The sequence below is a fragment of the Thioalkalivibrio sp. AKL12 genome, assembly GCF_000377925.1.
Classification (GTDB): Bacteria; Pseudomonadota; Gammaproteobacteria; order Ectothiorhodospirales; family Ectothiorhodospiraceae; genus Thioalkalivibrio; species Thioalkalivibrio versutus.
On sequence record NZ_KB898897.1, the window covers coordinates 48,406 to 70,540 of the forward strand.

Here is a 22,135-nt window from a genome sequence, read left to right on the forward strand (position 1 = left end):
TCTCAGCGCTCCGTAAAGGCCAGATCGCCCGCGCGGAGGATCGGCTTCAGCAGGTACTGCAGGATGGTTCGTCGCCCGGTGATGATGTCCACCTGGGCCACCATCCCGGTCATGATCTGGTGCTCCTCGTCGAAGCCGGTCTCTTCGGTCCGCACGCGGACCTTGTAGAAGGTGTTGCCATCGTCGTCCGTGATCGTGTCCGGGCTGATGTGTTCGACGGTCGCCTCCAGCCCGCCATAGATCGCGAAGTCATACGCCGTGAACTTCACCCGCGCCTGCAGGCCCGGCCGTAGATAGGCGATATCCTGTGGCGATACTCGGGCCTCGATCAGGAGTTCGTCCTCCAGCGGGACCACCTCCGCCACCTCGCGCCCGGGCGAGATCACGCCGCCCCGAGTGGTCACGAACATCCTCTGCACAATCCCGGTCATCGGGGAGCGCACCTCGGACAGGCGCACACGGTCCTCGAGCCCTTCGGTCCCCTCGGCCAGCTCCTGCAGGCGTCCAAGCGTGTCGGCCAGCTCGGCGCGCCACTGGTTGCGGAAATTGAGCCGCACCTCGCGGATCTTCTCTTCCGCCTCCTCGATGGCGGCATTCAGGCGGGCGATCTGCGCCGTGGCCTGGTCGCGATCCCCACGCGCGTTGGACACCTCCCGCTGCAGGCGGAGCACTTCCACCTCTGAAACCGCCCCGCTTTGAACCAGCGGCTCGGTAACGTCCAGTTCCCGGCTGGCCAGTTCCAGTGCCCGCACAGCCTGGGTGCGGCGCGCCCGTACCTCGTTCAACTCCTCCTGGCGCTGGCGCATCTGTTCCTCGGCAATCCGGATGCGCGAGTTCAGTTCCGCCAGGCTTTCTTCATACAGTTGCTGTTCCTGCTCGACGATGGCGGGCGGGCCCTGTTGCAACTCCGGCGTCACCAGGAAGGGCGTATCCGAAAGCAACGCGATCAGGCGCGCCTGCCGGGCCCGCAGCGAAAACTCGCTGGCGCGGGCCTCGCCCAGATCGGAAAGAAAGCGTGTGGGATCAATACGAACCATGACATCGCCGCGTTCAACGACATCGCCCTCGCGCACGAGGATGTCCGAGACGACGCCCCCATCCATTGATTGCAGCACCTGAAGGTTCTGCGAGGGGATCACGCGCCCATCGCCACGCGCGACCTCGTCGATCTCCGCCACCGAGGCCCAGTACACGAGCAAGGCGAGCGTCACCAGAATCCCGTACAGCAGCGCACGGGCACGCAACGGCTTTTCCTGAATCTGGGTCCAGTCGGCATCCGAAGCCCAGTTCCGGTGGTCCGCGCCCTCCTTGGTCAGCCAGGGCCGAAAGATCCGGTCCACCATGGGCGCGCCGACCTTGCCGGCGCGATCCATCCCGCGCCCGAGGTCTTCGAACCCCTGTCCTTCCTTTCGCTTGCTCACGCCTGTGCCTTCCCGACGCGGCCTTCCCGCAGGGCCTGGACGACCTGGTCCTTCGGCCCGTCCGCCACCACGCGGCCCTGATCCAGCACAATGATGCGGTCCACCAGCTCCAGCAGCGAGGTGCGATGGGTCACGATCACCGCCGTGCGGCCCTCCATGAATTCGGCCAGACGACGCTTCATCGCCTGCTCGGTCGAGTTGTCCATGGAGCTGGTGGGTTCGTCCAGCAGGAGCATGTTCGGCTCGTGGAGCACCGCGCGGGCCACCCCGACACTCTGTTTCTGGCCTCCCGACAGGCGCCCGCCACGCTCCCCGACCTGCATGTCGATGCCCTGCGGATGGGTGTTGATCAGGTCCTCGATACCGGATATACCGATCGCCTTGCGAATCGCCTCATCCGAAGCCAGCGGATCACTGGCGACCAGGTTTTCCCGGAGGCTGCCGTAGAACAGCGTCACCTCCTGACCCACATACCCCAAGGAACGCCGCAGCTCCGCCGGGTCGAGCTGACGCACGTCGATGCCGTCGACCATCACCGCGCCGCCGGTTGGCTGGTACAGGCCCATGATCAGCTTGGCCAGTGTGCTCTTGCCGGAACCGACCCGCCCCAGGATCGCCACATGCTCCCCCGGCTGGATGCGCAACGAGACGTTGCGCAATGCCGGGTTGGGCTGCTCGGGGTAGGCAAAGTCCACATTGCGGAACTCGATCGCCCCCTCGAAGCGATCGCGGCTGAGGAAATTCGATTCCGGTGGCCGCTCCACCGGCAGCGTCATGATCTCGTTAAGGGAGCCCAGCGCGGTGGAAGCCTGGTGATATTGCATCAACAGCCCCGCGGTCTGGCTGATCGGCGCCATCGCCCGGGAGGAAATCAGGTAGGCGGCAATCAGGCCGCCCATCGACAGATCGCCCTCCATCAGCAGGAACACGCCAAGGACAATAATGGCCACCCCGACCGTGTGCTGCGCCCATAGCGCTGTATGGGTAACGCTCGCCGTGAGCAGGCGATTCTGCGCACTGGTGCGGGCCAGATGCGCCGTCGAACGCTCCCAGGTCGCCTGGACTCGCCCCTCGGCGCTCAGCGCCTTCAGGGTCTCCGCACCGGCAAGGCTTTCCACCAGCGTGGAGTTGCGCTGCGCTGCGACGCGGTAGCTCTCCTCCGCCAGCGCATGCAGCTTGCGGTGGATCGCCGTCGCATACAGCAATAACACCAACGCACCAATGACCACCGGTACCGCCAGCGGCCAGGCGATCAGCGCGATGATCGCAATGAACAACAGCGCAAACGGAAGATCGACAAAGGCGATAATCGTCGCCGAAGAGATGAAGCTGCGCACCGACTCGAACGCGCCAATATTGGACGCGAACGAGCCCACCGAGGCCGGCCGATGCTCCATGCGCAGCCCCAGCACCCGCTCCATGATGTGCGAGGACAGCTTTACGTCCGCCCGCATCGCGGCCTTGTCGACAAAATGACTGCGCATGGTGCGCAAGACCAGATCGGCGATCAGCACGATCACCACGCCCGCGGCGAACATGAAGAGTGTTTCCGTCGCGTGGTTGGGGACGACGCGGTCGTACACGTTCAGCACGAACAGCGGCATCGCCAGGGCAAAGAGGTTGATCATGACCGCCGCCACGAGCACGTCGCGGTACAACGGCCGATTCTCGCGAATGACCCGCCAGAACCAGTGTCCCTTGTCTTCCTTCGACACGCGTGGTGCCCGCGCGTCCAGGCGGAACTCGGGGCGAACGTAGATCGCGCGGCCCAGATAGCGTGCCTTCAGACGATCGAGCGGGACTTCGATCACCGCGTCACCCACCTCCGGGTCGACGACGCGGGCCACGCTCTTGTCCTCGTTCCAGCCCACCAGGACCCAGGCCTCGTGGTTGTCGAGCAGCAGCAGGGCCGGCAGGAGCTCCTCTTTCAGCGCCCGCGGCTCGCGGGTCACCGTGCGCGTGGTCATCCCCGCGCGCCGGGCGGCACGATCCACCAGGCCCGGGCTGAGACGCCCGTCTTCCAGGGGAAGGCCGGCACGGGCCGAATCCGCCGTCAGGTTCAGGCCATGGGTACGCGCTATGAGGATCAGCCCGCCCAGAAGGGGATCGGGACGATCGCTTGCATCCAAAACCGGGAGAGATTCCGTGGCGGCCGTCGCATCGCCCACAGGCCCTGCTGCGGCCTCTTGTTCGTCCGGTTTCGACCTCGCGGTATCGTCCGGTTCATCGGCATCGTGGCGGTTGATAGGTATCCCTCAGAAGGCAGCTTCAAAGCGGGGGCGGGTGCCCGATCCATCAACCCCCCCCGTTATGTCGATTGCGTCACAACTTTGCCTCGGGCGACCCTGCCAGCACAAGGCGGTCACTACCCATCGACTAACGTCGAATTAACGCGCCGGCGGGCGCGGAAGAAACGACGCAGCTGATCGCCCGCCTCGTCTCCCCGAACACCGCGCAATACCTCGATATGATGGTTATGAGAGGGATGGTGAATCAGGTCCAGGGCACCGCCAACAGCGCCTGTGCGGGGGTCGACTGCGCCGAAAACCAGCCGCGCCACCCTTGCGTGAATCATGGCTCCGGCACACATACTGCATGGCTCCAGAGTCACATAGAGCGTGGTACCCGGAAGCCGGTAGTTCCGCAGTCTTTCGCCGGCCGCACGCAACACCCGGACCTCGGCGTGGGAGGTCGGGTCGTGCTGCGCGATCGGGGCGTTGTGACAGGACGCCAAACAGGTTCCATCGGCGGCCACCAGGACCGCCCCGACCGGGACCTCGCCCAATTCGGCGGCACGTCCGGCCTCTTCCAGGGCCCGGGCCATCCAGAAGTCGTGGGCCTCCGGTTGCTCCGGCCGAGGTCCATCAGCCCCGGCGGGCGCCGGACTAGCGTCCGCCATCGGCCTGCGGTCCGGGCTTGGCCAGCGCCAACTCGATCGCGTGCGCCAGGTCGGCCGGCTTTTTCTGCGGGGCGAACCGGTCAATCACGCGGCCGTCGCGGCCGACCAGGAACTTGGTGAAGTTCCACTTGATGCCCTGCGTGCCCAGGGCACCCGGCGCCTGTGCCTTGAGGTGCCGGTAGAGCGGATGCGCACCGTCCCCGTTCACTTCGATCCTGGCGAATACCGGGAACGAGGCCCCGAATCTCACCCCGCAGGCCCGAATCTGGTCCGCATCACCCGGCTCCTGCCCGCCAAACTGGTTGCAGGGAAATCCCAGCACCCGGAACCCCTGTTCGGCGTAGCGATCGTGCAGGGCCTGCAGGCCCTCGTACTGGGGGGTAAAACCGCACTCGCTCGCGACGTTCACGATGAGCAGGACATCACCCCGCCAGTCCGCCAACGGCTGCTCGCCTCCCTCCGGCAACGGCGCGGAAAAGTCGAAAACGTCGCTCATTCGCGGCCCCCCCCTTCGGCTTCGCGCAGCAGTTCGTGCTCCAGCTCCGCGAGGACATCAGCGGTCGCCTGCGACAACGCGGAGACCAGGCGCGCCGCCGAGCGCCGGTCGATGGTGTGCTGTGCCTCCATGTGGACCAGGCGGGAACGCTCCGCCGTGCGCAACTGGGTACGCAGGCCCACGCGGCCCATTCCCCGCACAGGTTGTTCGGCATCCGCCGCCGGAAGCGCGTCCAGGTTCGCGGCGTCGAGATCGCCATAGAGGGCCGTCACCAGCAGGTGAAGCTCCACTGCGGGTCGCCCCTCGCCCCGGACGTCGGCCGCGCTGCCGACCAGTTCGACGGCCGCACCCTCCCGCGTCCAGCGCTCGCGCAACAGCTGCTCGATCTGTTCGCCCGGGGTCAGAAACCATTCGTTGTAGTAGTCGGATTCGTAACGATGGTCGCCCAGGCGGTAGACCAACCCCTTGCCGGAGTAGGCCGGCGCCACGCGCACCGAGCCCAGTTCGACCGCCAGGGGACGATCCGTTTCGGCCTGCAGAGGGGCCGGTTCGGCCGGCAACTCCAGCAGGAACCATGACCGGTCCACCGCATCGCGCTCGGGAATCAACGTGCAACCGCCGAGAAGCCAGGCCGTCAGCAGTACGGCGGGTAAGGTCCATCGGATCATCAGTTACTCCTCGTCCATCGTGCTGCGCGGCGGCGGCGCACCAAACAGTGCACCGCCCGGATTACGGCGAACATCGTCCGACAGACTACGCAATCCACCCATCGCGGCCTGCAGTTCGTCGAGGGTTTCCAGCAACTTGCCCTCGCTCACGTCCATTCCCCGATTCAGGCGCTCCACCATCGAATCCATCCGGTCCACCAGACGTCCGACATCGGCGGCCTCGGCGGTCTCGCGCAGCTCACGCAGCGCGGCGCGGGTCTCGCTGGGCAGGGCCTGGGTATCCGGGTGTTCGACCAGACGCTCCACCGACTCCATCACCCGGTTCGCCGTGCGGGTCGTGGTCTTCAACTCTTCGATCATTTCATCCGCCTGCTCCGCCAGGCGCCCGGTATCCAGTTCGTTAAGCGTGGTATCCACGGTCACCAAGAGGTTGGTCAGGTTGTCCACGACGCCCTCGATATCCAGCTCGTCGATGCGCTTGAGCAAGTTCTCCGCGTATTCGAGGAACTGCATTGCGGTGCTGGGCGCAGACGGTACATAGATCGAGTGTGGCTCCCAGTCATGGGCTAGTGGCGGATGGGTTCCCGGCTCGGAGAAATCCGTCTCCAGGTAGCTCATGCCGGTGATTCCCTGTGCCGCCATGCGCACGCGCAGCCCGGCGTCGACCAGATTCTCGAGAATACGGGTCTCGAATTCGCCTTCCTGTGCACTGGCGGCGAAACGGTCCGGATACAGCCGCGCCCGCACCATCACGTAGCGCCGGCGATCACGCGGGCGCACGTCGGATTCATACACCACCGAGGTAAACGTCAAATCAGTGACCTCCCCGATGTTCACGCCGCGAAACTTCACCGGCGCGCCCACCTCCAGGCCCTGCACCGAAGAATCCATGTATGTCTCGATCTGGATGGACGGACGCAGCAGGTTACCCGCCGTCAGGATCAGCAATGCCGCCACCAGGGCCGCCAGCCCGCCGAGGATGAACAACCCCAGCCGGAAATGATGTCGGGCACTCATGCGGGCCTCTCTTCGTCGGAATCCGTCCGCCGCAGGAACCGCTGCACCCACGGATGATTCGATGTGTCACGCAGGGTCGCCGGGTCGCCCTCGGCTGCAATCCCCTGGCTTTCCTTGTCGAGCATAATCACCCGGTCGGCAATCGCAAAAATGCTGGCCAGTTCGTGGCTGACAATCACCATGGTCATGCCCAGGGTCCGCGCCAGGCGCTGGATCAGCCGATCCAGGTCCGCCGAGGTAATCGGATCCAGCCCGGCCGAGGGCTCGTCCAGGAACAGGACCTCCGGGTCCAGCACCATGGCGCGCGCGATGGCCGCGCGTTTCTGCATGCCACCGCTGATCTCCGAGGGCATGAACTCGGCAAACGAACCCAACCCCACCAGCTGCAGACGGGCGCGCGCGATGGCGTCCATCGCCTGGCGCGGCAATTTCGTATGCACCTCCAGTGGCAGACGCACGTTTTCCAGCAGGGTCATCGACCCGAATAATGCGCCCATCTGGTACATAACGCCGACCCGCCGCAGAATCGCCTCGCGCTGCGCGCCCTCCGCTTCGGCGATATCCGACCCGGCTACCCAGATATGCCCGGCCTGCGGCCGGTTAAGCCCGATCATGTGCTTGAGAAGCGTGCTCTTGCCACTACCGGAGCCTCCCAGGATGACGAAGATCTCGCCCCGGCGAACATCGAAGTTCAGATCGCGCATCAGCACAAGGTCATCGAAACCCATGGTCAGCCCGCGAACACGGATAACCACTTCGCCTTGCGTGCCATCCGGGACGGTCATGCCCGCGTCGGTCATGCCTCAGACCCCCAGATGGTAGAACAGCACGGCGAACACGCCGTCCAGCACCACAATGAGAATGATGGATGTCACTACCGCGCTGGTGGTGGAAAGCCCGACCGAGGCAGCCCCGCTGCCGGTCTGCAATCCGCGCAGACAGCCTACCCCGGCGACCACCAGGCCGAACACCACCGCCTTGACCAGCCCGGAAAACAGGTCCGAAAGTGACAGCGCGGACGTCACCTGATTGAAGAACGCCACCCAGGGAATGCCGAAGCCCTGCATCACCACCGCAGCGCCGATCAGCCCGATCATGTTCGCGTACAGGGCCAGCAACGGCGCAACCAGCAACCCCGCGAGCACCTTCGGCAACACAAGAAAACGCACCGGATCCAGCCCCATTGTCTTCAGGGCGTTGACCTCTTCGTTCACCTTCATCGTGCCGATCTCGGCCGCGAATGCCGCGCCCGAACGCCCCGCCAGCAGGATCGCCATCATCAACGGCCCCAGTTCGCGGAATAGCGAGACCGCCACCAGGTTGGCCACGAAGATCTCGCCCCCGAACTGGCGCATCGCGATCGCCGACTGAAAGGCCAGGATCACGCCCAGCAGGAAGGCAATCAGCGAAACGATCGGCAAGGCCTGGAAGCCCGCCGCCTCCGCCACCCGCAGGGTATCGCCCCACCGCACCTGGCGCGGGTGGCGCAGGGCACTGCCCACGGCTCGGGTCAACTCGCCGACAAAGCTGAACTGGGAGTGTGCCGCACGCCCCACCCGGTCCACGCCGTCCATCCAGCCCTGCCACCAGCCACGCCCATCCGCAGCGCGAGCCGGCTCGACCGCATCCAGCTCGCGGTACGGGGCAAGCTGCTCCTCGACCATCCGACCCATACCCTCGAACCGGACCTCCGCATCTGCACGCGCGAAGTCTTGCTCCAGCGCATGCAGCAACGCCGCCCCCGCCCCGTCGCAGTACTCGACGCCCCGCAGGTCCACCAGCACCGCACCCGCCGCCTGCTGCCCCAGATCGCGGGCACGGCGCCGCAGCGAGCCCCAGTGTTGCTCTACGGCATGCACATCCAGCCGCCCCGACAGGCGCAGCCGGGGCGCGGGATCGACTGTGGCATCATATTCGAACGGGGGTTCCGCACTGGCGGCCGTGGAATCCATCGCGTGACTCGCGGAAAACGAGCCTTCATGGTAGCCGCATCCTGGCACCTGGAACCATTCGCCGGTGAAGAACTCTTCAAGGCAGACTGCCAATCCATCCGCCGCAACCAACAACGAGGCTCGAATGTCATCGGCCAAGGACGCCCTGCAACAGGTAGAACACGCACTGAACGAGGTCCTCCTTGGCAAACCCGAGCCGGTCCGCCTGGCGCTGGCCTGCCTGCTGGCCAATGGTCACCTGCTGATCGAGGACGTGCCCGGGGTGGGCAAGACCACCCTGGCCCACGCCCTGGCCCGGGCGATGAACCTCGAGTACCAGCGCGTGCAGTTCACCAGTGACCTGCTGCCCGGCGATGTCCTCGGCGTCTCCATCTTCGAGCAGGCCAGCGGCCAGTTCCGCTTCCATCCCGGGCCGATCTTCACCCAGGTCCTGCTCGCCGACGAGATCAACCGCGCGCCCCCGAAAACGCAGAGTGCCCTGCTGGAAGCAATGGAAGAGCGCCAGGCCAGCGTGGAGGGTGCCACCCGCGAATTGCCGGTGCCGTTTTTCGTCATTGCCACCCAGAATCCGGAGGAGCAGGTCGGCACTCACCCGCTGCCGGAATCCCAGCTCGACCGGTTCCTGATGCGCATCCAGCTTGGCTACCCGGACGCCGGTGCCGAACGGGCCCTGCTGGAACGCAGCGGTCCCGCCCCCGCGGCCGCACCGGTGGCGGAAAGCCACCCCACCCCGCCCCGCCTGGTGGCCCCGCACCAGTTGCGGGAGTGGCAGGACCGGGTGGCCGAGGTCCATGCCGGGGCTGAGGTCCTCGACTATCTCCAGGGCCTGATCAGTGCCAGCCGCGACCGAGCGCGCTTCGCCCACGGCCTGTCACCGCGTGCCGGGCTGGGGCTACTGCGTGCGGCCCGGGCCCACGCCTTCCTGGAGGGCCGTGACTACACGACACCCGACGATATCGCCCACGTATTGCCAGCCGTTGCCGGGCATCGGGTGCGCGCACGCGAGCCGGAGGCCCCCGAACGCACGGTCGCGCGCCTGATGGAATGCGTCCCGACTCCATGACCGGCCCCGCTCGCTCGCGCGGCCGCATGGCCCGCCTGCGCGACGATGCCATCCGCTGGATCACCCGGCGCCACGCACACGATGGCGACCAGGCGCACCTCGGGCGCGACCGCATCTACATCCTGCCCACGCGTGCCGGGTACACCCTGTTCGGCATCATCCTGGTGATGCTCCTGGGATCGATCAACTACTCCAACAACATGGCGTTCCTGCTGACCTTCCTGCTGGTGGGCATCGGCCATAACGCCATGTGGTACACCCATCGCAACCTGCTGGGTCTGCAGGTCTCCACCCTGCCCGTCCCTGCGGTATTTGCCGGTCAACCGCTGACCCTCCCGCTACGCCTGAGCGAGACCGCTGGACGGGCCCGCGAGGCCCTGGTCCTGCGCATCGGGACGCACACCAGCGCCCCCTTCCCGGTCCCGGCACAGGGGACCCATACCGCACAGCTGGAGCTGCCCGGACTCGCACGCGGCGTCTACCGCCTGCCACGCCAGCGGCTGGACACACGCTACCCGCTGGGCATCCTGGAGGTCTGGAGCTGGCTGACCCTGGCGCCGGAGATCGTGGTCTACCCGGCGCCGATCGATCCGGGACACACCGCCGGGGACGATGGCGAAGAAGCCGCAGGGGCGCACGACCGGCGCGAGGGCGATGCGCCCGACCAGATCCGCCCCTACCGCACAGGCGATCCACCCGGTCGCATCGTCTGGAAGGCCTTCGCCCGCAGCGGCAAGCTGCATGTCCGTGAATTCGCCAGCGGCCAGGGTGATCGCCTGTGGCTGGAATGGGGGGCCATGCCCGCCTCCGATACCGAGACCCGCCTGTCCATGCTGTGCCATCAGGTACTCGCGGCCCACGCGGAGGGCCGCGTCTTCGGCCTGCGCCTGCCCGACCAGACCCTGGAGCCGGCCCAGGGGGTCATTCACCGCGATCACTGCCTGCATGCCCTTGCGCGGTTCCGCAGCACCCCGGTCGAAATGAACCCGGAGCCGGGCCCATGAGAGACAAGACCGCCAGGCCTGCAGACCACACGGATCTGCGCGGATTGGAGCTGGCCCTGGTCGCCCTGCCGGTCGCCGCCCTGCCACACGTCTGGCATCAGCCACCGTGGATCACCGCGCTGGTTGTGCTAGCGATCGCCGCGCGGGCGTGGCTGCTGGGCACGGGCCGCCCCGCCCCTTCGCTGGGCGTGATGAGCGTGCTGGCCGTGATCGCCGGTGGCCTGACCTTCGCGCAGTTTGGCACCGTATTCGGCCAGGAGGCCGGCACCGCGCTGCTGCTGGTGATGATCGCCTTCAAGTTGCTGGAGACCCGCAACCGCCGCGACATCGTGATCGCACTGTTCCTCGGCTACTTCGTGGTGGTCACCACCTATTTCTTCGACCAATCCATCCTGATCGCGGCTTATTCGCTCCTGGCCACCTGGCTGCTCACCGCCGCGCTGATCCAGGTGCATGCCGGACGCGTGATCCCCCGCCCGCGCCTCGCGCGGCAGGCGGGCGCCATGCTGCTGCATGCCCTGCCCTTCATGCTGATCCTGTTCTTCGTCTTTCCGCGCGTCGAGGGTCCGCTGTGGGGCGACCCACAACGCGAGCAGACCGCGCGCACCGGGTTGTCCGGCGAGCTCAATCCCGGCGATATCGCCAACCTTCTGCAGGACGAATCGACCGCGCTGCGGGTCGAATTCGACCGCCAAGTGCCGCCCCTGCGGGCGCAATACTGGCGCGCCCTGGTCATGACGGACTTCGATGGCCGGCGCTGGTCCGCGGACGAAAATCGCTCGGTGATCCAGCCCACGGCCGCCGACACCGACAACGTCATCCGCTACACCGCCACCCTGGAGCCCACGCGGGCGCGCTATCTGCCGATGCTGGATTACCCAAGCGCCCTGCCCGAGGATGCCGAGCTGCGCGCGAACTACCAGGTCCTGCGCGATCGCCCCGTGACCAGCCGCATCCAGTACAGCGCCGAGGCCGCCCTGACCACCCCACCCGGAGCGGGCGAACCCACACTGGACCCACAGGAGCGCACCCGCGCACTGCACCTGCCGCCTTCCGCCGCCCCCCGGTCGCGGGCCGAGGTCGCCCTGTGGCGCGCCACCCACGGAGACGACGATCGCGCCATCATCCAGGCGGCGCTGCAACGGTTCAGCGCCGAGCCATACCGCTACACCCTCCAGCCCCCACGACTCGAAGACGACACCACCGACACCTTCCTGTTCGAGACCCAGGCCGGTTACTGCGAGCACTATGCCTCCGCGTTTGCAGTGCTGATGCGCGCGGCCGATATCCCGACCCGCGTCGTCACCGGCTACCAGGGCGGAGCATGGCAGGCCCGTGGCGAATACCTGCGCCTGCGCAACGCCGATGCCCACGCCTGGAACGAGGTCTGGCTGGATGGCGAAGGCTGGATCCGGGTCGACCCCACCGCCGCCATCGCACCCGAACGCATCGAACAGGGGCTGCCCGGGCTGGCCAGCGACACCGGCGAGGAGATACCCGGCTTTCTTCGCCGCGGGGAGGGGCTCTCCTGGCTGCAGCGGGCGCGCTTCGGGATGGACGACTGGGGCGACTTCGTACGCTTTCGCTGGGAAAGCTGGGTGCTGGCCTTCGACCCCGAACGCCAGCGCGAGCTGTTCGCTCGCCTCGGGCTGGATTCGCAGGACTGGCGCTCGGTCCTGATCGCGCTGGGGGCTGGGTTCGGCAGCCTGGCACTGATCGCCCTGACCTGGGTAGGGCTGCGCCGGCCACGCCAGCGGCACGCGCCCGCCGATCGCGTACTGCAACAACTATCGCGCCGCATCGCGCGCCACGACCGCCGCCTGGCGCGCCAGGCGCACGAGCCTGTGGATGCCTGGTCCCGCCGCGTCGCACGGGCGCGCCCGGATCTGAGGGAATCCTTGAAGGCCTTCGCAGAGGCATACAACCGCCAGCGTTTCGCCCCGTTGACGCCCGAACAACGCCGGGAGGATTTGCGTCACCTGCGCAGCCTGCTGTATGCGGTACCGCGCGGGAAGCCACCCGCGCCCCGACCGGACCCTGCCCACGCGTAGTGCGCGCCCGTGTTTCCGGCGCCCCAAAACGACTCGGGGCCGCCCGGTCTGTCTGACCCGGACGGCCCCGTTTTCTGTCCACGATCCGCGTGAGCGAATCGCCCCGAATAACGCCTTATGCCGCGTCGTTACGGAAGATGAAGTGGTGCCGGGCACCACGCCGCTCGTCCTGACGCCGCGCGACCTTCTGCACCTCGGGACGGTTGGCAAACTGCGCCAGGGTAATCCCGTCGAGGAAGTCGTAGAGCTGCTGGCTCAGGTCGTCCCACAGCTCGTGGGTCAGGCAGCGATCGCCGTCCTGGCAGTCCTTGTGGCCCTTGCAGCGCGTCACGTCGACTGTTTCATCGACCGCCGTAATGATGTTGGCAATGCTGATCTGGTCCGCACGCTTGGCCAGGCGATAACCGCCACCCGGGCCCCGCACGCCTTCCACCAGATCGGCCTTGCGCAGCTTGGCAAACAGCTGCTCGAGGTAGGACAGCGAAATGCCCTGGCACTGCGAGATGTCGGCAAGCGTCACGGGCCCGATCCGGTCGTGAATCGCGAGATCCATCATGGCCGTCACTGCATAGCGGCCCTTGGTTGAGAGTTTCATGCTTGTTGCCTCCGAATAACCTTGAGTATGTGTCCTGCTCGACATCCGTTCGCAGGCTGGCATCCATTCTTAATTCCTGACAACGCCTGTCAAGAATAATTCCTTATTTACCTGACAATGGTAGTCGGGAATAATTCCCTCATTCTAGCAGGCGAATGAAGAAAGATCACGGAATGCTAACGTAGGTATTCAGAACCGTTCCATGCAACGGAGTTCCCCGGCACAAGAGCCAATCGGCAACGGGCCAGCCTTGGCAGAAGGCAGGGGGGAGGAAGGACGAAGAGACGATATGCCCGAGCGGAGACGCGCTTTTCCGATGGGTACCGGAGATGACGGACGTGCCCGTCCGGGCACTTGGCTTGTCAGCCGGGCGGCCGACTGAGCTCCGGCACGGCCGGACCCTCGAGGATCATCACCAGCGTCCCGACCGGCAGGCGCGGGAACAGCTCGATCACTTCATCGTTGCGCATGCGCACACAGCCCTCCGAGGCCGGTTCGCCAATGCGTCCCTCCTCGTCGGTCCCGTGAATGTAGATGTACCGGCGCAGCGAATCCACATTGCCGCCCCGATTGATGCCCGGCTCCAGCCCTTCCAGCCAGAGGATCCGCGAGGTGATGTTGTCGCGCGGGCTTTGCGCGCCCGGCTCGGTCAGGATTTCCGCGATCTGGCCGGTGTTGCCACGGGCACGGAAGATCGTGCCCCGCGGCGCGCTGTCACCGAAGCGCTCGGCAATCCGATGCAGGCCCAGCGGTGTCTTGAAGGTGCCCTCCTCGAAACCTACCCCGCGCGCCGAGGTCGATACATCGAAGATCTCCGTCACCCGCCCGGCCTCCCAGACGTACAGCCGCTGCTGGTCCACCCGGACCACCACCACCGGGACATCATCCGCATTGGGGGCTCGTTCGCGGGCATCCCTGACGACGGGTTCGATCCATTGGAGACTGGGCAAGAGCACCTCGCGTCTACTTCTTGTTGGCAAGATCCAGCACCTCGCCGGCGACCGGCGTGTTCACCAGCCCGTCGCCGCGCAGCGCCGCGAGGTGTTCCAGATAGTCCGGAGGCAGTCCAGTCACGTACTCCCCGGTGAAGACCGAGCAGTCGAACTCCTGAATGTTCCGGTTGCCGCGGCGCACGGCCTTTTGCAGGTCTTCAAGGTCCTGGTAGATCAAGCGGTCGGCGGCAATCGCCTCACACACCTGGGCCTCGTCCCGACCGTGGGCAATCAGCTCGTCGGCGGCCGGCATGTCGATCCCGTACACGTTGGGATAACGCACCGGCGGCGCGGCCGAGGCGAAATAGACCTTCTTCGCCCCGGCCTCGCGCGCCATCATCACGATCTCGCGCGAGGTCGTGCCGCGCACGATGGAGTCGTCCACCAGCATCACGTTCTTGCCGCGGAACTCCAGCGAGATCGCGTTGAGCTTCTGGCGCACGGATTTTCGCCGCTTGGTCTGGCCCGGCATGATGAACGTACGCCCGATGTAGCGGTTCTTGATGAACCCCTCGCGGTACTTGATGTTCAGCTCGTGCGCCATCTCCAGCGCTACGGTACGGCCGGTGTCGGGGATCGGCACGATCACGTCGATGTCGTGATCCGGCCAGATGCGCCGGATCTTTTCGCCCAGCGCGGTCCCCATGCGCATGCGGGCGCGGTGCACGAACACGTTGTCGATCACCGAGTCCGGGCGCGCGAAGTAGACGTGCTCGAAGATGCACGGGTTCAGGCGAGTCCCCTCGGCACACACGCGCGTGCTGACCTCGCCGTCCGGCGTGATAAACACCGCCTCGCCCGGCGCCAGGTCCCGCTCCAGATCAAAGCCCTGGGACTCCAGCGCGGCACTTTCGGAGGCGACCATCCATTCGCGCCCGCCCTCTTCGGCCTCGCGCGAGCCGTAAACAATGGGTCGAATGCCGTGTGGATCACGGAACGCCAGCAAACCGCCCCCGGCGATCATCGCGACCACCGCGTAGGCGCCTTCCGCCCGCTGATGCACGCGTTCCACCGCATCGAACACGGAATCCGGCGTCAGCCCGTTGTCGAGGAAGCGCAGCAGCTCCTGGGCGAAGACGTTCAGGAGGATCTCGGAGTCCGAGTCGGTATTGATGTGCCGGCGATCCGTGGCGTACAGCGCCTGCTTGAGCTCGCGCGCGTTGGTCAGGTTGCCGTTGTGCCCCAGCGTAATCCCGAATGGCGAGTTCACGTAGAACGGCTGCGCCTCGGCCGAGCTCGACGAACCGGCCGTCGGGTAGCGCACATGGCCGATACCCATATGGCCCGTCAGGCTCTGCATGTGCTGGTTGTTGAACACATCGCGCACCAGACCATTGTCCTTGCGCAGATGCAGCCGCCCGTCATCGTCACAGGTCACAATGCCTGCGGCATCCTGGCCCCGGTGCTGCAAGACCAGCAGGGCGTCATAAAGGGGCTGGTTCACCGGGCTGCGCCCGACGATTCCGACAACTCCACACATACGGTTTCAGGCTCCAGGGTTTTGCAAACGCTGACCAAAGCCGTTCACGGCCTGTCAGCACACGTTGCGCTGCAAATGCCGTTTGCAGCTCGCTTCTAGGGCGTCGCCGGCTCGTCGGCGTCGGGGATTACTTCTTCGACCGGCTCGTCACTCGCCAGCAGATCATGGATCTGTTCCTGCCAGCCTTCCGGCAATTGGGCAATCAGCCAATCCACCAGGCGCTCGAACTCCGGGATCAGGCGGCTGTTTTCCCACCAGGACTCGTCCGGCATCAAGGTCAGCGAGGCAAGGAAGATCAGTACCGCCACCAGCAGCACACCGCGCAGCAGCCCGAAGATCACGCCCAGCGAGCGGTCGGTACCGGTCAGCCCGGTCCCCTTCACCAGGCGGTTGGCCACTACTCCGAGAATGCCGCCCACAATCAGGACACCAATAAAGATCAGGGCGAAGCCAATGCCCAGGCGCAGGGTGGCATCCGAAACCGCCTGGGGGATTTGTTCCGCCACCTCGGCCGCATAGCGGATACCCAGCCACACGCCCACGATCCACGTGGCGAGCGAAAAGGACTCGCGCACGAAGCCACGGAAAAGGCTGATCAGCCCTGACACAACGATCAGGGCGATGATGATGAGGTCGATCCAGTTCACGGGGCCGGCATCGCGTGCTGAAAGGGCGCGTAGTTTACCCCAGCCATCGGTTCCTCGCAGGGGGCCCCGGTCGTCATGGCCATCAGGGGTGTGCCACCACGATACCGGACAACTCCACCTCGTCCTGCAGGCGTTCGCCCAGCTTCACGGCCTCCTCGCGCTGCGCCAGCGGACCGACCTTCACCCGGTAAATCGGGCGGCCATCGGCCATGGAGTCATCGATGAAGGCCGGCCAGCCCGTGTCGCGCAAGCGGGCCGCCTGCTCGCGCGCGTTGTCCTCGCCGCGGAAGCTCCCGACCTGCACCGCCCACCCGGCCTGCACCGGCTCGTCTGGCTCGACCGAGCGCACCGGCGCATCCTGGCGGGCCGCGGAACCTCCCTGCTCCCCAGCGGCCGCCCGCGCGCCCTCGCCATTCTCCAGGCTGTGCAACTCGGCAACCGGCCCGTCGCGTTCCGCCGCCGGCGCGGCGGGTGCCGTGTCCCGACGTGCAGCCGGGCGCTCCGATGGCAGGGCGATATCGGGCTCGGCAAAGGTGGGCGCCGCGGGCACCGGGTCATCGATCCCGCTCATGTACTCGTAACCTGCCCCGTCGAACAACCAGGGCAAAAAGATGACCGCCAGCACGATCAGGATGACCGCGCCAACCAGGCGAAAGCGGATGGGATTGTCGCTGCTGGTCATGCGTTCATCCGAGGGCGGCGCCAGGGCCAGTTAAGGAAACACTACACGCCTGTGACAGTACGCTCGCTCGCGCCGGCGTCGCAAGCCGTCGGGCATGACGCTCCTGACGCTCAAAGGGCATGCACAACCTCGCCCGCACCACCAAGCGCCTCGGCCTGCCCGGACAGTGCCAGCTCGGCCAGGTCCTGCGACTGCTCCAGTACCGCCGCCACGGTGTAGAACGAACCGAACACCACCACCCGGCCGCAAGGTCCGGCGCAACGCGTTGCTTCTGCGAGGGCCGCCGCGACGTCATCCACGCGGGACACCCGGCGTTGTCCGCTCGCCTCCAACTCGGTGGCCAGCGCCGCGGCGGGCAATGCCCGCGGCAGGTCCAGCGGGACCGGCACCCAGGCATCGACGAGGCCATCCAGACGACTCCACATGGCGGCCCGCTCCTTGTCCGCCATGACGGCGACCAGGGCCACCACCGCACCCGGGGCGGGATGCGCCTCCAGCCAGCGCGCGAGTTCGTTGACCGCATGCACGTTGTGGGCAACATCCAGCAGCCATTCCGGCTCGCCGTGCAGCCGCTGCAGACGCCCCGGCGCCGAGATCGCCAGGGCCCGACTGACGACACCATCGTCGAGCCCCCGGGCCAGTCCCAGTGATTCGACCACAGCGAGGGCCGTAGCCGTGTTCAGGAGCGCCGCACCATCAATCCGGGCGGCTGCGCCCTCGACCCCCCATTCGCGCGCCGTCCCCTGCCACTGCCATCGTAGCGTCGTCGCGTCGCGCGTCAGGGCGAAATCACGCCCACTGCGCAGGACCTGCGCCCCCAGTTGTGCGGCATGCTCCAGCACGCTGGCCGGCGGTTCGGGCTCGCCCAGCACTACCGGGCGATTGGGGCGCATGATACCGGCCTTCTCGCGGCCGATCGCCTCGCGACTGTCGCCCAGCCAGGTCTGATGATCGAGGTCCACCGCGGTGATCGCAGCGACGTCGGCATCCCAGATGTTGACGGCGTCCAGGCGCCCGCCCAGCCCTACCTCCAGCACCTGTACCGCGACTCCCTGCTCGCGGAACAGCCAGACCGCGGCCAGTGCACCGAATTCGAAATAGGTCAGGGAATCCTCGCCGCGAGCCTGGTCGATCGCCTCGAAGGCACGGCACAGGGCGGCATCGGAGACGGGCTCGCCGTCGATGCGGATGCGTTCGTTGTAGCGCAGCAGGTGCGGCGAGGTGAACAGCCCGACCTTCAGCCCCTGCGCCTGCAGCAGGGCCGCGGTGCGCGTCGCCACCGTCCCCTTGCCGTTGGTCCCGGCCACGATCACGGTGGGCGGTCTGCCGGCCCCACGCAGCCCCAGGCGATCGGCCACCAGGGCAATGCGCTCCAGGGTCAGATCCATTCCCACGGGATGCAGTTGCTCCTGGAAGGCGAGCCACTGCGCCAGGGTCGTGAAGCGCACCGGCTGCCTCAGGCGGGGCGCGGCGCGTCGACGCGCTCGCCGTCCGCCCCGTTTTCGGGACTGATAACCTCGACGGACCCCTCGCCCTCCGCCTCATCTGCGGCTGGGTCGGCGCCCGGCGCCGGGGCGTGGGTCAGCATGCCCAGCACCGCAGCCAGACGGCTGCGCATGTCACGGCGATCGACGATCATGTCGATCGCGCCATGCTCGAGCAGAAACTCCGAACGCTGGAAGCCCTCGGGAAGGGTCTCGCGCACCGTCTGCTGGATCACGCGCGGCCCGGCAAAGCCAATCAGGGCATTCGGCTCGGCCACGTTCAGATCACCCAGCATGGCCAGGCTCGCGGACACACCCCCCATGGTCGGATCGGTCATCACCGAGATGAACGGGATGCGTTCTTCCTGCATGCGCGCCAGCACCGCGCTGGTCTTGGCCATCTGCAACAGCGAAAACAACGCCTCCTGCATGCGCGCACCACCGGAGGCACTGAAGCACACCAGCGGGATGCCCTGTTCCAGCGAGCGGTTGGCCCCGCGCACGAAGCGCTCACCCACCGCGGAGCCCATGGAACCGCCCATGAAGCGGAAGTCGAAGGCAGACGCCACCAAGGGGCGCCCCAGAAGCTGGCCCTGCATCACGATCAGAGCATCGCGCTCGCCGGTGGCCCGCTGGGCCGCCACCAGGCGATCCTTGTACTTCTTGGAATCGCGGAATTTCAGGACATCGGAGGATTCGATATCCGCCGCGATCTCCTCGCGGCCCTCGGCATCCAGGAAGGTCTCCAGGCGCCGGCGTGCGCTCATGCGGCGGTGATGACTGCATTTCGGGCAGACATCGAGGTTGCGTTCCACCTCGGGGCGATAAAGCGTCGCGTCACAGCCCTCGCAACGGACCCACAGGCCCTCCGGGACCCCCCGCTTGGTCGCATTGTCGGTGCGGATGCGCGAAGGCATCAACTTCTCGAACCAGCTCATGCCGTCTCCCCGTAATTCGAATCGGCGCCGCGCATTCTACACCGTGGCTGCCGCGCCCAGGGAGCGCGCCGCATCCATGGCATGACGCATCTCACTGACCACCGCCGCCGCCGCACGGGCGAAGCCGTCGGCATCTCCGTCGTGCTCCTCGGCCAGGCGCACGATCGCGCTGCCCACCACCACGGCATCGGCCACCTGCGCCACCCTCCCCGCGGTCTCGGCATCGCGAATGCCGAAGCCCACGCCCAACGGCAGCCCGGTGTGGCGACGCAGACCTTCCAGGCGCGCGGCCAGTGCCGAGGTATCCAGGGTCTGCGAACCGGTCACGCCCTTCAGCGATACGTAGTAAACGAAGCCGCGCGCCGCCCGGGCCACATGATCGATACGCGCCTCCGAGGTCGTGGGCGCGATCAGGAAGATGGGATCGATGCCGGCTTGCTCCAGCAGCCCCACCACGTCCTCGCTCTCCTCCGGCGGCAGGTCCACCGTCAGCAACCCATCCAGCCCGGCCGCCTTCGCGGTCTGGGCAAAGGTCTCGTACCCCATGCGCTCGACCGGATTCAGGTAGCCCATCAGGACCACCGGCGTGGTGGTGTCCTGCTTGCGGAACTCCACCACCATCGCCAGCACGTCGCGCAACCCGGTGCCAAAACGCAGGGCCCGCTCGCAGGCCTTCTGGATCACCGGGCCATCGGCCATCGGGTCGGAAAACGGGACGCCCAGCTCGATCAGGTCGGCCCCGGCCTCCACCAGTGCGTGCATCAGGGGTACGGTGGCCCCCGGCTCCGGGTCGCCCGCCGTCACGTACGGGATCAACGCCGCGCGATTCTGTTCGCGCAGTTCGGAGAAACGCTGCTCGATGCGACTCATAGCGTAATCCCCTCGCGTTCGGCCACGGTGTTCAGGTCCTTGTCGCCGCGCCCGGACAGATTGATGATGATGCTTTGATCGGGACGCATCTGCGGGGCCAGGTCCAGCACATGGGCAATCGCATGACTGGTCTCCAGCGCCGGGATGATGCCCTCGGTGCGGGTCATGCGGTGGAAGCCGGCCAGCGCCTGGTCATCCGTTACCGACACGTAGTTCACCCGGCCGATGTCCTTCAGCCACGCATGCTCCGGCCCGACGCCCGGGTAGTCCAGGCCCGCCGAGACCGAGTGCGTGCCGATGATCTGGCCATTCTCGTCTTCCATCAGGTACGTCCGGTTGCCGTGCAGAACGCCCGGCTGCCCGGCGCACAGCGGCGCAGAGTGGCGCCCGGTCTCGACCCCGTCGCCCCCGGCCTCGACCCCGATCATTTCCACCGACTCGTCGCCAAGGAACGGATGGAACAGCCCGATGGCATTGGACCCGCCGCCAACACAAGCGACCAGGGTATCCGGCAGGCGGCCAGTCATCTCCAGGTGCTGCTCGCGCGCCTCGCGGCCGATCACCGCCTGGAAGTCCCGGACCATCGCCGGATACGGGTGCGGCCCTGCCACGGTCCCAATGATGTAGAAGGTGTCGTCGACGTTGGTCACCCAGTCGCGCATCGCCTCGTTCAACGCGTCCTTCAGGGTGCGGGTCCCGGATTTCACCGCCACCACCTCGGCGCCCAGAAGGCGCATGCGATAGACGTTCTGTGTCTGGCGCCGGGTGTCCTCTTCGCCCATGTAGACCACGCATTCCAGCCCCAGCCGCGCGGCCACGGTGGCCGTCGCGACGCCGTGCTGTCCGGCACCGGTCTCGGCGATGATTCGCTTCTTGCCCAGGCGCTTGGCCAGCAGGGCCTGGCCGATCGTGTTGTTTACCTTGTGCGCGCCGGTGTGATTCAGATCCTCGCGCTTGAGGTAGACCTGCGCCCCACCCAGTTCCCGCGACATGCGCTCGGCGTGGTAGAGCGGGTTCGGCCGCCCAACGAACTGCTTCAGGTCATGATCCAGCTCCGCCAAGAAGTCGGGATCCTGCATGTACTGCTCGTATACCGCCTGCAGCTCGTCCAGCGCCCCCATCAGGGTCTCGGACACGAAGCGCCCGCCATACGGCCCGAAATGCCCACGGGCATCCGGGAAAGCCGCCCAGTCAATCTTGTTCATCAGTCTCTACCTCGCATTGACGCACCGCCTGCACGAAGGCCCGCATGCGTCGTGCATCCTTGATTCCGGGCGCGGATTCCACCCCAGAACTCACATCGACCCCGTACGGACGCAGGTGTTCCAGCGCAGCGCGCACCGAGTCCGAATCCAGTCCCCCGGCCAGCAGCCAGGGCCGTTCCAGTGCGTCGGGGACCCGCTGCCAATCGAAGCGATGCCCCGATCCGCCGCTGCGCCCCCCGCCATGACTGTCCAGGAGAAACCCCTGGGCATCCGGGTGCTGCTCCATCACCGGGCGTGGATCCTGCCCTTCGCCCATGGCGATGGCCTTCAGATAAGGCCGCCCGAAGCGCGCGCAAAACGGCGCCGTCTCGTGCCCGTGAAACTGCAGGCAATCCAGCCCTACCGTCTGCAATACCGTTTCGACGCGTGACGGATCCGGGTCCACAAACAATCCCACCGTGGTCACGAACGGGGGCAGCGCGGCCGCGATGGCCGCGGCCTGCGCCGGCTCTACCGCCCGCCGACTCGCTGCATGAAACACCAGCCCGATGGCATCGGCCCCAGCCGCCGCCGCGGCACGTGCCTGTGCCGGGCTCGTCACTCCGCAGATCTTCACCCGATAACGCATGCGCCCGCCGGCCTCCTCTATCCGGTCGCAAAGCCTACCAGAA

The 22,135-nt window shown here is 66.7% G+C and carries 21 protein-coding genes; 3 read left to right on the forward strand and 18 right to left on the reverse strand.

What is annotated here, in order from left to right; translation table 11 throughout:
- Positions 1–2: 2 nt before the first annotated feature.
- The 8 genes from D579_RS0108680 to D579_RS0108715 all read right to left on the reverse strand — a co-directional run bounded on the left by D579_RS0108680 (position 3) and on the right by D579_RS0108715 (position 8,453).
- Positions 3–1,421, reverse strand: coding sequence for an HlyD family type I secretion periplasmic adaptor subunit (locus tag D579_RS0108680; RefSeq protein ID WP_018951738.1), 1,419 nt, complete (start codon positions 1,419–1,421; stop codon positions 3–5).
- Complete coding sequence (locus tag D579_RS0108685; RefSeq protein WP_018951739.1) at positions 1,418–3,550, reverse strand: type I secretion system permease/ATPase; 2,133 nt, start codon at positions 3,548–3,550, stop codon at positions 1,418–1,420. The genes D579_RS0108680 and D579_RS0108685 overlap by 4 nt, the downstream gene beginning before the upstream one ends.
- Positions 3,551–3,786: 236 nt before the next feature.
- Positions 3,787–4,320, reverse strand: a complete 534-nt coding sequence (gene tadA / locus D579_RS0108690) for a tRNA adenosine(34) deaminase TadA (RefSeq protein WP_018937734.1) — start codon at positions 4,318–4,320, stop codon at positions 3,787–3,789.
- A complete protein-coding gene (locus D579_RS0108695; RefSeq protein WP_018951740.1) occupies positions 4,307–4,816 on the reverse strand; it encodes a glutathione peroxidase in 510 nt (169 codons plus the stop codon). The genes tadA and D579_RS0108695 overlap by 14 nt, the downstream gene beginning before the upstream one ends.
- A complete protein-coding gene (locus tag D579_RS0108700; RefSeq protein WP_018951741.1) occupies positions 4,813–5,484 on the reverse strand; it encodes a membrane integrity-associated transporter subunit PqiC in 672 nt (223 codons plus the stop codon). The genes D579_RS0108695 and D579_RS0108700 overlap by 4 nt, the downstream gene beginning before the upstream one ends.
- 3 nt (positions 5,485–5,487) lie before the next feature.
- Complete coding sequence (locus D579_RS0108705; RefSeq protein WP_018951742.1) at positions 5,488–6,501, reverse strand: MlaD family protein; 1,014 nt, start codon at positions 6,499–6,501, stop codon at positions 5,488–5,490.
- Entirely contained in the window at positions 6,498–7,301 is an 804-nt protein-coding gene (locus D579_RS0108710) for an ABC transporter ATP-binding protein (protein WP_018937738.1), read from the reverse strand. The genes D579_RS0108705 and D579_RS0108710 overlap by 4 nt, the downstream gene beginning before the upstream one ends.
- 3 nt (positions 7,302–7,304) lie before the next feature.
- Entirely contained in the window at positions 7,305–8,453 is a 1,149-nt protein-coding gene (locus D579_RS0108715) for an MlaE family lipid ABC transporter permease subunit (protein WP_018937739.1), read from the reverse strand.
- A 124-nt stretch (positions 8,454–8,577) separates the two neighbouring features.
- Between D579_RS0108715 and D579_RS0108720 the strand changes: the two genes are divergently transcribed.
- The 3 genes from D579_RS0108720 to D579_RS0108730 are packed head-to-tail and all read left to right on the forward strand — an operon-like array spanning position 8,578 to position 12,571.
- Positions 8,578–9,516 (forward strand): MoxR family ATPase, encoded by a 939-nt coding sequence (locus tag D579_RS0108720; RefSeq protein ID WP_018951743.1) that lies wholly within the window; start codon positions 8,578–8,580, stop codon positions 9,514–9,516.
- Positions 9,498–10,520 carry a DUF58 domain-containing protein gene (locus tag D579_RS0108725; protein ID WP_018951744.1) on the forward strand — a complete coding sequence of 341 codons (1,023 nt, stop codon included), beginning with the start codon at positions 9,498–9,500 and terminating at the stop codon, positions 10,518–10,520. The genes D579_RS0108720 and D579_RS0108725 overlap by 19 nt, the downstream gene beginning before the upstream one ends.
- A 44-nt stretch (positions 10,521–10,564) precedes the next feature.
- Positions 10,565–12,571, forward strand: a complete 2,007-nt coding sequence (locus D579_RS0108730; RefSeq protein ID WP_018951745.1) for a transglutaminaseTgpA domain-containing protein — start codon at positions 10,565–10,567, stop codon at positions 12,569–12,571.
- A gap of 115 nt (positions 12,572–12,686) precedes the next feature.
- Here D579_RS0108730 and iscR read toward each other — a convergent pair whose 3' ends face one another.
- The 10 genes from iscR to D579_RS0108780 form a co-directional block, all read right to left on the reverse strand.
- Positions 12,687–13,166 carry a Fe-S cluster assembly transcriptional regulator IscR gene (gene iscR / locus D579_RS0108735; protein WP_018951746.1) on the reverse strand — a complete coding sequence of 160 codons (480 nt, stop codon included), beginning with the start codon at positions 13,164–13,166 and terminating at the stop codon, positions 12,687–12,689.
- A 362-nt stretch (positions 13,167–13,528) separates the two neighbouring features.
- Positions 13,529–14,116, reverse strand: a complete 588-nt coding sequence (locus D579_RS0108740; RefSeq protein ID WP_026289485.1) for a L,D-transpeptidase — start codon at positions 14,114–14,116, stop codon at positions 13,529–13,531.
- Positions 14,117–14,129: 13 nt separating this feature from the next.
- Complete coding sequence (purF, locus tag D579_RS0108745) at positions 14,130–15,638, reverse strand: amidophosphoribosyltransferase (protein ID WP_018169616.1); 1,509 nt, start codon at positions 15,636–15,638, stop codon at positions 14,130–14,132.
- 95 nt (positions 15,639–15,733) lie between these two features.
- Entirely contained in the window at positions 15,734–16,285 is a 552-nt protein-coding gene (locus D579_RS0108750) for a CvpA family protein (protein WP_018169615.1), read from the reverse strand.
- Positions 16,286–16,367: 82 nt separating this feature from the next.
- A complete protein-coding gene (locus D579_RS0108755; protein ID WP_018951748.1) occupies positions 16,368–16,967 on the reverse strand; it encodes an SPOR domain-containing protein in 600 nt (199 codons plus the stop codon).
- 110 nt (positions 16,968–17,077) lie between these two features.
- Positions 17,078–18,415 carry a bifunctional tetrahydrofolate synthase/dihydrofolate synthase gene (gene folC / locus D579_RS0108760; RefSeq protein WP_018951749.1) on the reverse strand — a complete coding sequence of 446 codons (1,338 nt, stop codon included), beginning with the start codon at positions 18,413–18,415 and terminating at the stop codon, positions 17,078–17,080.
- A gap of 8 nt (positions 18,416–18,423) precedes the next feature.
- Positions 18,424–19,389: an acetyl-CoA carboxylase, carboxyltransferase subunit beta gene (accD, locus tag D579_RS0108765; RefSeq protein WP_018169612.1), complete on the reverse strand. Its 966-nt coding sequence runs from the start codon at positions 19,387–19,389 to the stop codon at positions 18,424–18,426.
- 36 nt (positions 19,390–19,425) lie between these two features.
- Positions 19,426–20,259: a tryptophan synthase subunit alpha gene (trpA, locus tag D579_RS0108770; RefSeq protein WP_018951750.1), complete on the reverse strand. Its 834-nt coding sequence runs from the start codon at positions 20,257–20,259 to the stop codon at positions 19,426–19,428.
- Positions 20,256–21,464, reverse strand: a complete 1,209-nt coding sequence (gene trpB / locus D579_RS0108775) for a tryptophan synthase subunit beta (RefSeq protein ID WP_018951751.1) — start codon at positions 21,462–21,464, stop codon at positions 20,256–20,258. Before trpB ends, trpA begins: the two co-directional genes overlap by 4 nt.
- Positions 21,451–22,092 carry a phosphoribosylanthranilate isomerase gene (locus tag D579_RS0108780; protein WP_018951752.1) on the reverse strand — a complete coding sequence of 214 codons (642 nt, stop codon included), beginning with the start codon at positions 22,090–22,092 and terminating at the stop codon, positions 21,451–21,453. Before D579_RS0108780 ends, trpB begins: the two co-directional genes overlap by 14 nt.
- Positions 22,093–22,135: the final 43 nt, after the last annotated feature.

Bases quoted from the DNA above. Each gene is read 5' to 3' on its own strand.
- tadA (WP_018937734.1), bottom strand. From the start codon at position 4,320: ATGGCGGACGCTAGTCCGGCGCCCGCCGGGGCTGATGGACCTCGGCCG.
- D579_RS0108695 (WP_018951740.1), bottom strand. From the start codon at position 4,816: ATGAGCGACGTTTTCGACTTTTCCGCGCCGTTGCCGGAGGGAGGCGAG.
- D579_RS0108700 (WP_018951741.1), bottom strand. From the start codon at position 5,484: ATGATCCGATGGACCTTACCCGCCGTACTGCTGACGGCCTGGCTTCTC.
- D579_RS0108705 (WP_018951742.1), bottom strand. From the start codon at position 6,501: ATGAGTGCCCGACATCATTTCCGGCTGGGGTTGTTCATCCTCGGCGGG.
- D579_RS0108710 (WP_018937738.1), bottom strand. From the start codon at position 7,301: ATGACCGACGCGGGCATGACCGTCCCGGATGGCACGCAAGGCGAAGTG.
- D579_RS0108715 (WP_018937739.1), bottom strand. From the start codon at position 8,453: ATGGATTCCACGGCCGCCAGTGCGGAACCCCCGTTCGAATATGATGCC.
- D579_RS0108720 (WP_018951743.1), top strand. From the start codon at position 8,578: ATGTCATCGGCCAAGGACGCCCTGCAACAGGTAGAACACGCACTGAAC.
- D579_RS0108725 (WP_018951744.1), top strand. From the start codon at position 9,498: ATGCGTCCCGACTCCATGACCGGCCCCGCTCGCTCGCGCGGCCGCATG.
- iscR (WP_018951746.1), bottom strand. From the start codon at position 13,166: ATGAAACTCTCAACCAAGGGCCGCTATGCAGTGACGGCCATGATGGAT.
- purF (WP_018169616.1), bottom strand. From the start codon at position 15,638: ATGTGTGGAGTTGTCGGAATCGTCGGGCGCAGCCCGGTGAACCAGCCC.
- D579_RS0108755 (WP_018951748.1), bottom strand. From the start codon at position 16,967: ATGACCAGCAGCGACAATCCCATCCGCTTTCGCCTGGTTGGCGCGGTC.
- accD (WP_018169612.1), bottom strand. From the start codon at position 19,389: ATGAGCTGGTTCGAGAAGTTGATGCCTTCGCGCATCCGCACCGACAAT.
- trpA (WP_018951750.1), bottom strand. From the start codon at position 20,259: ATGAGTCGCATCGAGCAGCGTTTCTCCGAACTGCGCGAACAGAATCGC.
- trpB (WP_018951751.1), bottom strand. From the start codon at position 21,464: ATGAACAAGATTGACTGGGCGGCTTTCCCGGATGCCCGTGGGCATTTC.
- D579_RS0108780 (WP_018951752.1), bottom strand. From the start codon at position 22,092: ATGCGTTATCGGGTGAAGATCTGCGGAGTGACGAGCCCGGCACAGGCA.